This window comes from Acetobacter ghanensis (genome assembly GCF_001499675.1).
Lineage (GTDB): Bacteria > Pseudomonadota > Alphaproteobacteria > Acetobacterales > Acetobacteraceae > Acetobacter > Acetobacter ghanensis.
Window position 1 is genome coordinate 895,597 of record NZ_LN609302.1, and the last position, 12,899, is coordinate 908,495.

A 12,899-nucleotide genomic window follows, 5' to 3' on the forward strand; every position below is an offset into this window, starting at 1 on the left:
TAGCATTGGGTAGGATAGGGGTAGGTTGATGAGCAGACGAAATATGTGGATGGCCGGGGGCGCGCTGGTCGTGCTTGTTGCGGCCGTGGGGGGAGTGGTTCAGTACTCCCGTAGCGAGAGCGCAAACCTTGCTGTTGAGCAGGGCACAGGACCAACCCCGATGCTCCCTGCACCGGATGGACGGCCTTTACCCACGGTCAACATTGCCCGTCCAATTGGATGGAAAAACGGTGAGCATCCAACACCAGCCGCCGGGCTGGAAGTTGCTGCCTTTGCCACCAACCTTGATCATCCCCGCTGGCTGTATTCTTTGCCGAATGGCGATGTGTTGGTGGCGCAGAGTAACTCTCCGGGAACGGATATCCAGACATTCAAGAACCGTATTGCCAGTTTTGTCATGGGCGCTGTTGGAGCAGGTGACCCTAGCCCCAACAGGATTGTTCTGCTGCGGGATGAAAAAGGTACGGGCAAAGCCACCCTGCAAACGGTGCTATTGGACCACCTTTATTCCCCTTTTGGCATGGCTCTGGTGGGGAATGACCTGTACGTGGCAAATGCCAATGCCATTCTGAAATTTCCATACCACGAGGGGGATACGCACATTACGGCCCCCCCGGTAAAAGTGACGGACCTGCCCGCAGGGTATAACCACCATTGGACCAAAAACATTCTGGCCAGTCTAGATGGACGGTTCTTGTACGTTACCGTTGGGTCCAACAGTAATGTGGCCGAACACGGCATGGATGTGGAAGAAGGCCGGGCCCGTATTGATAGGGTTGACCTACAGACCGGAAAGTTAACGCCATACGCAACCGGTTTGCGTAACCCCAATGGTATGGGGTGGGAGCCGCAGACTGGCGCATTGTGGGTGGCAGTTAATGAGCGGGATGAGATCGGGAGTGATCTTGTGCCCGATTATATGACATCGGTTAAAGAGGGCGGTTTTTATGGCTGGCCTTACAGTTATTATGGCCAACATGTTGATGTGCGTGTGCATCCACCCCGGCCGGAACTGGTTGCCTCGGCTGTGGTGCCAGATTACGCGCTTGGTCCGCATACCGCCTCACTCGGGCTGACGTTTACAGATACAGCCCGGCTGCTCCCTGATACAATGCAGCACGGTGTTATGGTTGGTCAGCACGGGTCATGGAACAGGCGGCCCAAAAGTGGGTATAGGGTCGTTTATATTCCCTTTAACGCCGGTCAACCCCAAGGGATGCCGCAGGAAGTGCTGACTGGGTTTTTAACCCCGGATCAGGAACATGTGCATGGTCGTCCTGTTGGAGTTGCGGTTGACCAGTCTGGCGCACTGCTTGTTGCGGATGATGTGGGTAATACCGTTTGGCGTGTGACCGGGGAGCAATAGCGGGTTTTTGCGAGGGGGATGTTTGGTTTTTTGTGTCCTTGCATCCCGGATAGGATGATGGAACTCTGTGTGCAGAAAACTGACGGAATGCACAAATTCTGTTCAGTTTTTGCAATATGGGGCGGGTGTGCCCTGTAAAAGGGGTCATCCATGAAGTCTGTATCGCGTTTTGTTGTTGCTGTTTCCATGCTCGCACTGGCTGCGTGCCAGACGCCACCTCAGCCCAAATCACCTTCTGCTCCCGTTCAGGTTTCCGGCGCATTGATGCAATATCAACCCTTGGCAGCCGATCTGGGCGTTACGGGGAGTGGCCCCTCCTACAGCATAAAGTATTTATCCACTAACGGGGTTACTGGCGCAGGTCTGGTGCCTGTAACGGGTGTTGTTATTTACCCTGCAGGGCAAGCGCCCAAGGGTGGGTGGCCGGTTGTGGCATGGGCCCACGGCACTGTGGGTATTGCACACAGTTGCGCACCATCGCTTAACCCGCGCTCTCCGCGGGACCAGACATATCTGGCCGAGTGGCTGCACCGCGGTTTTGCTATTGTCGCCACGGATTACCAAGGCTTGGGGGGTGAGGGCACACACCCTTATCTGAACGCCAGAGCCGAGGCCTATAGTGTGCTGGATAGTGTTAGGGCTGCTTTGGCCAGTCTGCCAGATTTGAGCAACAATATCATGATTGTCGGGCAGTCTCAGGGGGGAGGGGCTGCATTTGCCTCCGCAGCTTATGCTCCCGTATATGCCCCGGCGCTGCATATACGGGGGGTGGTTGCTACGGGCATTCCCTACATGTCTCCCGATGTTATTAAAGCCGTACTCCATGCCAAACCGCAGAATAGTGCGAGCGGGATAGACCCTGTGGTGGCCTATGCCTTGCTGATTGGGGCATCGCAAGCAGGGCTGGACCCAGCGTTTAAGCCGGAACAGGCTTTTACAGAACGGGCTATGCCCGCATTCCATGCCGCATCGGAAATTTGCGCGCGTCCTCTTATGGAGCAGATCAAAACCGAAGGGCTGACACGGGCCAACGCGTTCAAACCGACATTGGCGCAAGCCTTGGCGCCTGCCATAAAGGCCATGGAATTTCCGACACTCCGGTTGAATGTCCCCTTATTTGTAGGGATTGGCGCAACGGATAGGGATGTTGCCCCTCAAGGGCAGCTTATGTTGGTAAAGGATGCCTGTCAGGCAGGCACCGTTGTGCAGGCACACTTGTATAAGGGGCAGGACCATTCGCAGGCGGTTCTGGCATCCATGCAAGATTCTGCTGCTTTTACAAACGCGGTCATGAATGGGGAGGCCGTGCAGCCCGTGTGTAAACCCGTGGCACAGTAACCTCCCCTAAAATAGCAGGGAGAGGCTAGGGTTACTTTTCTTCGCCAAACTGGATGTCCTGATCCCGGCCCGTGGGAAGCGGGCCAGCATCAGGCTGGCAGGGGAAGGAAGGGGCATTTAACGGGTCCGGATCTTCCCCGTCATTGGGAAAAGGCCGACTACTGGCATGACCGTGGGCTGTATCCATGCCAAAGCTGTTCATGGCCTGTTGCATACCCATGCCCGCCATCCCTGCACCCATTCCGCCTGCTCCGGGTATGGCATTGAGCGCCATAGGCGCCATATGGCCCAGATTGCTCCCAAAGCTGCTGACGATCTGACCATGCAGGCCTGAACGCTCAACGTGGCGCTGGCAGGTTGTGTTGGCATCATTGGGCGGGGAGTGGGAGCAACCAGCAGCTAAAAGGCTGGTCAGGGCGCATACAGCAAAAACACGTCTGTGCATGGATTGTCTCGTGTTGGTTCACTATGCAGGCAGGAGGGTATGCCTGACTTGAGCCATACAAGAAAGTTGCACAGAGCCAAGACGAAATATCTTGCTTTGGGCAATTTTTTAATTTTAGTATCGGGAAGGAGTGGTGCACCCGAGAGGACTCGAACCTCTAACCCCCAGATTCGTAGTCTGGTGCTCTATCCAGTTGAGCTACGGGTGCGCCGTGAGGGGGTATTTAGCCGAGCATTCTGACTCCGGCAACCCCTAAATTTTGTTTTTTTGAAATTTTTTCTAGTTTCGCCCCATAAAGTTATCCATCGGATGGTTCTCCGGGCGGCGGAGCGTAATGTGTGCCCGGCAGGTGGGGGTGCCATAGACGCCTTCGAACGTGTCATCTACGGGGTGTGCCTCAAAAACCATTGGCAGGGTCTGCTTGCGAGCATCCTGCAAAATGAGCTGGGCATGGTAGTGCTGGCGTTCCTTGTTGGGGACGCCACGCAAAACAAGGTTACTTGTTTCGGGCACAAAAATCATTTTTGTCGGTTTGATCTGCATATAGGACAGACCCTGAGTCGGGCAGTCCCGGCCTTTGTCCGTTACCAGCGTACCAATCCACTCCCCATAAGGGTCGTTGGCGGCAGAGGTGGCTGCCTGCGCCGGAGGGGGGCTATGCAGGCCTGTCCACCCCATAACCAATAGGGTGCAAAATCCCCATAGTTGTAAGCGCCTGTCTCGCATTGTCAGCGTCTCCTGTGCCGTTGACCTGAATCTGGGATCATAAATGGGTTGTGGCAAGGGCGTGCAGATAACAGATTCAGGCTTTAATCTGGTTTTATAGGGTGACGAGTGCGCTGCATGGCTTTATATCCGCTCTCATACTCATTAGCGGTGGGCCCAGAAGTTGTGTTGTCGCCACTGCACAAGAAAGCCAACCCTGACGCAGACCAGAAAGAACCATATACCCATGTCCGATGCCGCTCAGCCCGCTTCACTCGTTGTGTTGGATGAAGCCTTGCACCATGACCGTATTCTGATTCTGGATTTTGGTAGTCAGGTCACACAGCTGATTGCCCGCCGTGTGCGCGAAAGTGGCGTATATTGCGAAATCTGGCCATTTACGACGGACGCTGAAAAAATTCGCTCTTTTGCACCGCGTGGCATTATTCTGTCCGGTGGGCCTGCAAGTGTGAATGGCCCGGATGCGCCCAGAATTCCCGATGTGGTGTTTGAGATGGCCGTGCCCGTTCTGGGTATCTGCTATGGCCAGCAGGCCATGTGCAAACAGTTGGGTGGTGAAGTCGAAAGTGGTGAACACCGCGAGTTCGGCCGTGCGTTTGTTGATATTGTAGAAGATTGCGCCCTGTTCCGTGGTGCATGGGCACGCGGTGGGCGCGAGCAGGTCTGGATGAGCCACGGGGACCGGGTAGTTGCCCTGCCGCCGGGCTTCCGCACTGTGGCAGTTAGTCAGGGTGCTCCATTTGCTGTTATCGCAGATGAGGGACGCCGCCTGTATGGTGTGCAGTTCCACCCCGAAGTGGTGCATACGCCACATGGTGCGGCTCTGCTGGAGAACTTTACGCATAATGTTGCGGGTTGCTCCGGGTCCTGGACCATGGCGGGTTTCCGTGAAATGGAAATTGCCCGTATTCGCAAGCAGGTTGGTTCTGGCAAGGTGATCTGTGGTCTGTCCGGTGGGGTGGACTCTTCTGTTGCCGCCGTGCTGATCCATGAGGCTATTGGTGAACAACTGACCTGCATTTTTGTGGATCACGGCATGCTCCGTGCCGGGGAGGCGGAAGACGTTATCAAAACCTTCCGTGGCCAGTTCAATATTCAGCTGATCCACCGGGATGCGTCCGATATTTTCCTTGCCGCACTTGATGGCGTGACGGACCCGGAAATCAAACGCAAGACCATTGGTCGCCTGTTTGTGGAAGTGTTTGAGGAAGAAGCCGTCAAACTTGGAGGCGCGCAGTTCCTTGCGCAGGGCACGCTCTACCCGGATGTTATTGAAAGTGTCAGCTTTACGGGTGGACCGTCTGTTACCATCAAGTCTCATCATAACGTTGGTGGGTTGCCCGAACGCATGAACATGCAGCTAGTCGAGCCGCTGCGTGAACTGTTTAAAGATGAAGTGCGTGATCTGGGGCGTGAACTCGGTATTCCCGAAGTCATCGTTGGGCGGCATCCTTTCCCCGGTCCGGGTCTTGCCATTCGTATTCCTGGCAATATCACGCGGGAAAAGCTGGATCTGCTCCGTAAGGTCGATACCATCTTTTTGGAAGAAATTCGGTCAGCAGGTCTGTACGACGCCATCTGGCAGGCTTTTGCCGTGCTGCTGCCGGTCCGCACTGTTGGCGTGATGGGCGATGGTCGTACTTACGATCAGGCTTGTGCACTCCGGGCTGTTACCAGCACGGATGGTATGACAGCAGATGTCTATCCGTTCGACATGAGCTTCCTGACAAAGGTGGCGGGGCGCATTGTGAACGAAGTGCGTGGTATTAACCGCGTCACTTACGACATTACGTCCAAACCCCCCGGCACCATTGAGTGGGAATAAGCCGCAAGGCTGTTAAGGACGGCTGAATAGGTTAAAAACAGGGTGTATCCTTTATGGTGCACCCTGTTTTTTTATGGGTATGAATAACTGACAGGCAAAATAATTAAGATTTTTGCCGGCAAATAAAAATCACTGAAAACGAAAGTGTTTTGGGGAGCCAGTCAAACGGGTTGGTATGGGTTTCCGTTATAGGCATATTATGGCGGATGGTCTGTGCGAGCCATCGCCAGTCGAACCCTTTATGGCCGATGCCGTGTGTTTCCACTTTATCCAGATTGAAGAGCCCCGCGTGTAGGGTTTCCCTCCATTTGTACTCCTTGTGCCGCATGTAGCCCGTAAGGAGTGACCCAATATTTTTAAGAAAAACAATAGGGCCAACTTCATTTGGGACAGAACACATAAAAGCAGCAGGTTTTGCTCGTGCTATGTGTTCAATAAGTCGGACAACAATACTTTCGGGAATATGTTCGAGGGACTCCAGTGCAATAATAACATCCACATTCTGGAGTTCATTGTAGTGATTTGTCACCGAGTCATGAATTATTCTAAAATTACTGTATTTTGAATATCTTGCCTTGGCAGTTCGCACCAGTTCCTCGTCAAGGTCGATGCCCACATAGTCAATATTAAAACGGGACTGCAGCACATCAAAAGCCTTGGCATGTGCACAACCAATATCGACAACCTTTAAAGGTCTGGATGGGTTTTTGAGGGAGAGGTCATTAAATAAAGCAATTAAATGCTTGTATCGGGTGCCATGTAGGCGTGAAACGAGTGGGTTGAAATTCTGGATTTTTTCGTAACGTGTTAAATTCGTCTCTGGCTTCTTCATCAAAACATCTTTGAATCACTATAGCTGTGTCAGTAACGCTCAATATCGGGAGCGATGAATGTCATTATGAGCATTCTTTGCGGGGAGGGCGGTTGTGCCAGTCTATGCTGACATCGGACAGCCACAGCGTTAGGGCGGAGACAACCAGCCAGAGAAGGCCGGGGAAAATATTCAAGTCCTGAATAACAACAACGCCAATACAAAACGCCGCAATGGAAATAGTCAGGTTAATAATGCAGCAGAAGACCGCTATGGGCCAACTTTTGGGGAGACCGGGTTTTGCCATTGCTCTTCACGCCTGAAAACTGGTGCGTGCTCCCTGAACGAGGAATAAAACAAACTGATATTCAGGACTGTTCTGCAAAACCATAACACTCCTGAATATTATGGGGCATGGCAGAAAGGAGCTTGTGACAGACCCCTTTTTGCCATGCTGTTTAACACCTTACTGATCAAGCCAAGGTGCGACTGGCAGATTTTTTTCACGTAGGAAGGTCGGGTTGAACAGTTTGGATTCATACCGGGCCCCACCGTCGGCCAGAATGGTGACAATCCTATGGCCCGGGCCAAGCTTGCGGGCCGTACGGATGGCTGCCGCCACGTTAATGCCCGAAGACCCACCAACAGAAATGCCTTCCTCACCCAGCAGGCTGTAAATAACGTCCAGAGCCTCGGGGTCGGGAATACGCTCTGCATCGTCAATTGGCGCGCCTTCAAGGTTTCCAGTCACGCGGGACTGGCCAATACCTTCGGTAATGGAAGACCCCGCTACGGACAGGTCATTCTCCTTCACCCAGCCGTAAAGACCAGAGCCTTCAGGGTCGGCCAGCACAATATGGGGTGCTTTGGCGTTGTCCCGTCGTGCGGCATCATGCAGGCCGAGTGCTGTGCCAGCCAGTGTGCCGCCCGTGCCACATGCACAGGTAAAGGCATCGACTTTACCGCCCATCTGCTGCCAGATTTCCTGCGCAGTCGTGGCGCGGTGGCCCTCGCGGTTGGCGGTGTTGTCAAACTGGTTGGCCCATACCCACCCGTTTTCTTCCGACAGGCGGCGCGAAACATGCACATAATTGCCGGGGTCTCGGTAGGGCTTGGCGGGCACAAGGCGCAGGTCTGCACCGATCATGCGTAGGAACCCAATTTTTTCACGGCTTTGCGTTTCGGGCATAACGATAACGCATTTATAGCCCCGTGCATTGGCAACCAATGTAAGGCCAATGCCGGTGTTGCCTGCCGTGCCTTCCACAATGGTGCCACCGGGTTTGAGCACACCGCGGCGCTCTGCGTCCTCAATAATGGCAAGGGCCGCACGGTCCTTTACGGAGCCGCCGGGGTTCATGAATTCTGCCTTGCCGTAAATCTGGCAACCCGTTGCCTCAGACGCCTTGCGCAGCAGAATAAGGGGGGTTCCGCCAACGGCACCCGGCATGTCGGGGGAGAGTGAGGTCCAGCCGGGGTTGGTGGAGGTCGCTGCGCATTCGGTCATCTCTATTCCCTGCATATTAGGATCAGGTCGGGCGGCTGGACTGGTATGTTCTGGGCAGAACCTCTACCTGCCTGCGTCCGGTTCTTCTTGTGCATCGTATAGCACTTCCAAAACTGCGCACCAAGGATAGCGTGGGTCATAGCTTTGCCCGGCAGGGCTTGCCAGCCGCCCCTGCTCATCCGTGGGAACATGGGTCAGTGCCACGGCATCATCAATATTACCGCCAATAATGCTGATCTGGTGCCCAAAGGGCGGTCCATTCTGGCCTGTGGCTACCACATAGCCGCAATGCGCGGGGAATCCATAAGAGGTTGGCAGGCTTGAGTAACGGATTGTCAGCTTGCTGCGCCCACGCGCAACACAAACCAGATCCCCTGCCTGAGGCGTATAGGATGCAGGGTCCCGTGCCCGCAGAATGGGAGACTGGCCGGAGGCGGCCGCATTAATGTAGGTCGAATGGTTGGGGGAGTAGGGGAAGCGGTCATTCGCCCCCGCAACCCGCATGACGTAGGAGATGAATGCGGCAGACCATGCAAAAAAGCCGTCATGCACAAAGTCCGTCAACTGGCCGTCGGCGTTATGTTTGCCGCTCCAGGAGACCTCGGTCATGCTGGGGTCCATGCCAATCCACCAGTATTCTCCCACGCGTTGCCACAAGCCGGGTGCGCGTTCGGGTTTGACGGCGGCAACCTGTGGCTCTGGTCGCTGTTCGGGGTCATCGTCGTTGACCGGGCTGCCAAACATGCGCCATTCGCGCATGGCAATGGCTACGACGTCCTGCCGGTTGAAGGGTTCAAAATTGCGCGTGGCAAAGTCCGGCACATGGCTGTTGAAACCATAGGTGCTTGAAGTGCCTCCATCGTGGGAGGAGCCTCGCCGGCCCCCGTTGTGGGGCTGGGAGGTGCAGGCCGCCAGACACACAGGTGCCAGAAGGGCCACAGTCAGCTTGCGTGGCATCTTGTCTCCATACCAGAACAGGACTTCCGGCAGCCGGGCCAGCAGCCCGGTCACCGTGAATAATGAAAAGCCCTACGCTAAGGAATAGGCGTCCTTTATGGAGGGTGGAAGGGGTTTTATGCCCCAGCTGCCCTGTGGTCCTCTTTTTTGTGCACTCAGTTCCGTTAAGCGTCCACAGTAATGCTGGCGGTGCGGGCCTGAACACAACGGATGGCATCCGCAGGAGCCAGTTCCACAACAAGGCCTCTGCCGCCACCATTGATGTACAGCTTGTCCAGCTCAAGAATGCTCTGGTCAAAAACAACGGGCACAGTGGTGCGGGCACCAAAAGGACTGATGCCACCAACCTGAAAACCGGTCAGGGCTTCGGCTTTTTCCGCGCCCAGCATCCGGGCATTACGGCCGCCAAACAGGGCCGCCACTTTTTTAAGGTCCATTTTCAAATGCACAGGGATGGCGGTGCACACGACCTGCTTTTTGTCGATTTCGACCATCAGGGTTTTAAAAACCTTTTCCTGATCAATGCCGATTCCAGCAGCGGCGTGTAGGCCAATTTTGCCGGGATCGGAGACGTAATCATAATCATGCATGGTAAAAGGCACGCCGTGGGCGGCCAGAAAATGCGTTGTTGGTGTTTCAAGAGTGTCTGACATAACAAGTCTCTTTCCAGATGAAGTGTATGGTCTCATCCCTGTTCGGGAAAAAGAGAGCGCAGACCTTCCGGGGTAGCCGGGCAGCAACCTTTTTCCGTTATCAGTCCGGTTACAAGGCGGGCGGGTGTTACGTCAAATGCCGGGTTGGCGGCCTGGCTGCCATCGGGCGTGATCTGCACACGGCTGAGCTGCCCATTGTCATCCCGCCCGTTAATGTGGGTAATTTCTGTTCCCGATCGTTCTTCAATAGGAATTTCGCGGAGCCCATCTGCCACGCGCCAGTCAATGGTGGTGGAGGGCAATGCAACCCAGAAGGACACATTATTGTCCTGTGCCGCTAGAGCCTTGAGATAGGTGCCAATTTTATTGGCAACATCGGCATTGCGCGTTACGCGGTCAGTGCCAACAATAACAATGTCCACCAGCCCATGTTGCATCAGGTGGCCACCAGCATTGTCCGCAATAACGGTATGGGGCACGCCGTGGCTTCCCAGCTCCCATGCGGTCAGGGCGGCCCCCTGGTTGCGGGGGCGTGTTTCATCAACCCACACGTGCACGTTCAGCCCTTCATCATGCGCCATGTAAATAGGGGCAAGGGCGGTGCCCCAGTCCACCGTGGCAATCCAGCCTGCATTGCAGTGGGTCAGAATGTTGATTTTGTCATTCTTGCCGCGTTGTGCGGCCAGTGTGCGCAGAAGTTCCAGCCCGTGCCGCCCAATGGCTTCGTTCTGGGCGGCATCTTCATCGCAGATGCGGCCAGCTTCGGCATAGGCTGCGGCCACCCGCTCGGTTGGGGGGAGGGGGCGCAGGTGTTTGAGCATTCTTTCAATCGCCCAGCGCAGATTTATGGCCGTGGGGCGTGTGGCGGCCAGCATGGTAGCCTGCTGTTCCAATGCTGTATCGGAACTGTCCGCGCGTAGCGCCAGTGCCAGCCCGTAAGCGGCAACCGCTCCAATAAGAGGGGCACCACGCACCTGCATGGTTTTGATGGCATGAGCAACCTGCTCTGGCGTGGTAAGCTGGAGAATATCCAGTGCAAAGGGCAGCCGCGTCTGGTCAAAAATATGCACGGACCAGCCGTCTTTTTCATCAACCCATACGCTACGGTAAGGTGTGCCGTTGATTTTCATGCCAAGGATTCCTGATGACGGAAGGTAAAAAGGTCTCCCTGATCATAGGGTTTCTTTGGTCGGGGGGGCAATATCTCCATGCCATGACAGTTTTGCGAACATGAGTAGAACATATAATAGGTAATGATTGGAACAGTCCGGTCTATTCTTGAAAAGATGAGAGTATTTTTTTGCATTTTCGTTGAGTTTTGTTATGTAGAGGGAGAAATAGGCATGTAGTCTGATATTGCGGGCCATGCCGGGAACGGGTTCGTTTTTCTATTTTTGGAAAGATTGTTTTATCTTCTTGAATTTTTAAAAGAAGGTAAAAAAGGGATACAGTAATGAGTGAGACAAAGAAGAGCCGCAAGGCTGTTGCAGGTAAACGTACGCCGGCCCGTGCCGCGGCTGTTTCTGCCCCCAAAAAACGTGCGGTACGGGCAAAACAGGAAGTTGTAGAAGAAATTTTTGAAGTGGAAGAACCGGCTCCCGCTCCACGCAAGACACGCCAGTCCGCAACCGCGCGGAAAAGCACAAAGGTGGAAAAGGCACCCCGTGTCACCGCAGCCAGAAAAACCAGAAAAGCCGCTGCTGTAGCTGCTCCTGTGGAAGAGGTCACCAAGCCCGCACGGCGCACAAAAGCACAGGCAGCCGCTACCCCGGCTAAAACAACCCGCGCAGCAGGCAAGGCGGTAAAAGCGACCACTCGCACCACCCGTGCCAAAGCAGTTGTGGCTGAGCCAGAAGTTGTGAAGGTGGCTCCCACCCGTGGGCGTAAGCCAGCACGCAAGGCTGTGGTAGAAGCTCCGGCTCCTGTTAAACCCGCAACAAAAACGACGCGCAAGCGGGCTGCCAAAACGACAGAAGTGGAAAGCACCAAGCATCTGTCCGCCGTTGAAAAACTGCGTATTGTGCAAGAGCGCCGCCGCCGTAAACGTTATGAACGTCTGGCAGCAGAGGCTGTGGCAGAAGCAGAAAAAGCCGCTCCGGCCCGTAAGCGCAAGGCAACGACAACACGCCGTCCCCGCGCGACAAAAGCTTAAGTTTTAAACGGCTTGAGAATGCAGGCATGGTCTGACCCATAAAGTGGTCGGCCATGCCTGCATTTTTTATTTTGGTTTAATGCATCGGTTCTGGTGGCAGAAAGTTCTGCGCCAGTAATGAGGATGCGCGGAGTTCTCCCACGACCTGACCGTTCCAGTTTTTAAGGGGACGACGCATAAAATGCGTAAGAGCGGGGGAGTTGTCTATTTGAGCGAAGCGGGCAATCAGGGCTGCGGCAGCAGTTTCTGCCGCGCGTACGCCGCCATCCCGGCATTTTATAGCCATACCTAACCCCTGTTCGGGTAAAACGACAATCATAACGCCCTCTGCACCCATTTTGGTCAGCACTCTGGGGGCCAGTTCCTGCATAATCAGAGTGTCAAACTGCTGCGTGCCTGCAATCATAAACGGGTTGCTGGCAATGGCGTTGCGCAGGCGCGTGGCCGCAGCTGCCCGATCGGGAGATAAGCCAGCGCCCGAAGCAAACCGGGCATAGGCCAACGCCAGAGCGGAAAGAGGGATAGCCCATGTAGGAATGGCGCATCCATCTATTGCTCTGTTTGCATCAGTATGCGGCACACCGGTGACATCTTGGAGTGTGCGGGCAATGGTTTGCATAACGGGGTGTTCGGGCCGCACATAATGGGCCACATCCTGCCCTGTTGTGCAGGCTAGGCAGATAAAACCAGCATGTTTGCCAGAACAGCAGTTATGGAGCGCGGATGGCGTTTGCCCCGTGGCAGCCAGAGCGCGTGTGCTGGTGGCGTCCAGTGGCCAGTGTGTGCCGCATTCCAGCACACCATAATCAAACCCCGTGCGGGTCAGCATGTCAGATGCAACGCTAATATGTTCCGGTTCCCCCTGATGGGATGCGCAGGCTAGCGCTAGTGCGGCATCCGGGAGTTTAAAGCGGTCAGCCGCACCTTCGGTTAATAACGGAAGTGCCTGTAATGCCTTGACCGTGGACCGGGGGAAAATGGGTGTTGCACAATCCCCTGCCGCAAAAACGGTTTTGCCGTGGGCGTCCATAACAATGGCCGCACCATAATGGCTGGATTCAACAATGCCGTGCCGGGTTGTTTGTGCAAGAAGAACGTCGTCTGTCATAAAACTGGGCC

General features: G+C 54.8%; 13 protein-coding genes and 1 tRNA gene. 4 read left to right on the forward strand and 10 right to left on the reverse strand.

What is annotated here, in order from left to right; genetic code table 11:
* The first annotated feature begins 28 nt into the window (after positions 1-28).
* Positions 29-1,366 carry a PQQ-dependent sugar dehydrogenase gene (locus tag AGA_RS04375; RefSeq protein WP_059023192.1) on the forward strand — a complete coding sequence of 446 codons (1,338 nt, stop codon included), beginning with the start codon at positions 29-31 and terminating at the stop codon, positions 1,364-1,366.
* Between the two features lie 150 nt (positions 1,367-1,516).
* Positions 1,517-2,704, forward strand: coding sequence for a lipase family protein (locus AGA_RS04380; protein WP_059023193.1), 1,188 nt, complete (start codon positions 1,517-1,519; stop codon positions 2,702-2,704).
* A gap of 31 nt (positions 2,705-2,735) precedes the next feature.
* Here AGA_RS04380 and AGA_RS04385 read toward each other — a convergent pair whose 3' ends face one another.
* The 3 genes from AGA_RS04385 to AGA_RS04395 all read right to left on the reverse strand — a co-directional run bounded on the left by AGA_RS04385 (position 2,736) and on the right by AGA_RS04395 (position 3,827).
* Positions 2,736-3,149 (reverse strand): hypothetical protein, encoded by a 414-nt coding sequence (locus AGA_RS04385; protein WP_059023194.1) that lies wholly within the window; start codon positions 3,147-3,149, stop codon positions 2,736-2,738.
* A gap of 131 nt (positions 3,150-3,280) precedes the next feature.
* Positions 3,281-3,357: transfer RNA gene (locus tag AGA_RS04390), tRNA-Arg, on the reverse strand.
* A gap of 71 nt (positions 3,358-3,428) precedes the next feature.
* The gene (locus AGA_RS04395) at positions 3,429-3,827 is read right to left on the reverse strand and encodes a hypothetical protein (protein WP_231946009.1); all 399 of its coding nucleotides are present in this window, start codon (positions 3,825-3,827) and stop codon (positions 3,429-3,431) included.
* Between the two features lie 274 nt (positions 3,828-4,101).
* Between AGA_RS04395 and guaA the strand changes: the two genes are divergently transcribed.
* Positions 4,102-5,700: a glutamine-hydrolyzing GMP synthase gene (gene guaA / locus AGA_RS04400; protein ID WP_059023196.1), complete on the forward strand. Its 1,599-nt coding sequence runs from the start codon at positions 4,102-4,104 to the stop codon at positions 5,698-5,700.
* A 103-nt stretch (positions 5,701-5,803) separates the two neighbouring features.
* Here guaA and AGA_RS04405 read toward each other — a convergent pair whose 3' ends face one another.
* The 6 genes from AGA_RS04405 to mtnA form a co-directional block, all read right to left on the reverse strand.
* Positions 5,804-6,532, reverse strand: coding sequence for a class I SAM-dependent methyltransferase (locus tag AGA_RS04405; RefSeq protein ID WP_059023197.1), 729 nt, complete (start codon positions 6,530-6,532; stop codon positions 5,804-5,806).
* 64 nt (positions 6,533-6,596) lie between these two features.
* On the reverse strand, positions 6,597-6,818 hold the full coding sequence (locus tag AGA_RS04410; RefSeq protein WP_059023198.1) for a hypothetical protein: 222 nt from the start codon (positions 6,816-6,818) through the stop codon (positions 6,597-6,599).
* A gap of 159 nt (positions 6,819-6,977) precedes the next feature.
* Positions 6,978-8,018 (reverse strand): cysteine synthase A, encoded by a 1,041-nt coding sequence (locus AGA_RS04415; RefSeq protein WP_059023199.1) that lies wholly within the window; start codon positions 8,016-8,018, stop codon positions 6,978-6,980.
* A 63-nt stretch (positions 8,019-8,081) separates the two neighbouring features.
* Positions 8,082-8,975 carry a DUF2272 domain-containing protein gene (locus AGA_RS04420; protein WP_059024641.1) on the reverse strand — a complete coding sequence of 298 codons (894 nt, stop codon included), beginning with the start codon at positions 8,973-8,975 and terminating at the stop codon, positions 8,082-8,084.
* A 164-nt stretch (positions 8,976-9,139) separates the two neighbouring features.
* Positions 9,140-9,628 carry an aminoacyl-tRNA deacylase gene (locus AGA_RS04425; protein ID WP_059023200.1) on the reverse strand — a complete coding sequence of 163 codons (489 nt, stop codon included), beginning with the start codon at positions 9,626-9,628 and terminating at the stop codon, positions 9,140-9,142.
* Positions 9,629-9,660: 32 nt separating this feature from the next.
* The gene (mtnA, locus tag AGA_RS04430; protein WP_059023201.1) at positions 9,661-10,758 is read right to left on the reverse strand and encodes an S-methyl-5-thioribose-1-phosphate isomerase; all 1,098 of its coding nucleotides are present in this window, start codon (positions 10,756-10,758) and stop codon (positions 9,661-9,663) included.
* Between the two features lie 323 nt (positions 10,759-11,081).
* Here mtnA and AGA_RS04435 point away from each other — a divergent pair, with 323 nt between their 5' ends.
* Positions 11,082-11,780 carry a hypothetical protein gene (locus tag AGA_RS04435; RefSeq protein ID WP_059023202.1) on the forward strand — a complete coding sequence of 233 codons (699 nt, stop codon included), beginning with the start codon at positions 11,082-11,084 and terminating at the stop codon, positions 11,778-11,780.
* Positions 11,781-11,856: 76 nt separating this feature from the next.
* Here AGA_RS04435 and AGA_RS04440 read toward each other — a convergent pair whose 3' ends face one another.
* Positions 11,857-12,888, reverse strand: a complete 1,032-nt coding sequence (locus AGA_RS04440) for an asparaginase (RefSeq protein ID WP_059023203.1) — start codon at positions 12,886-12,888, stop codon at positions 11,857-11,859.
* Positions 12,889-12,899: the final 11 nt, after the last annotated feature.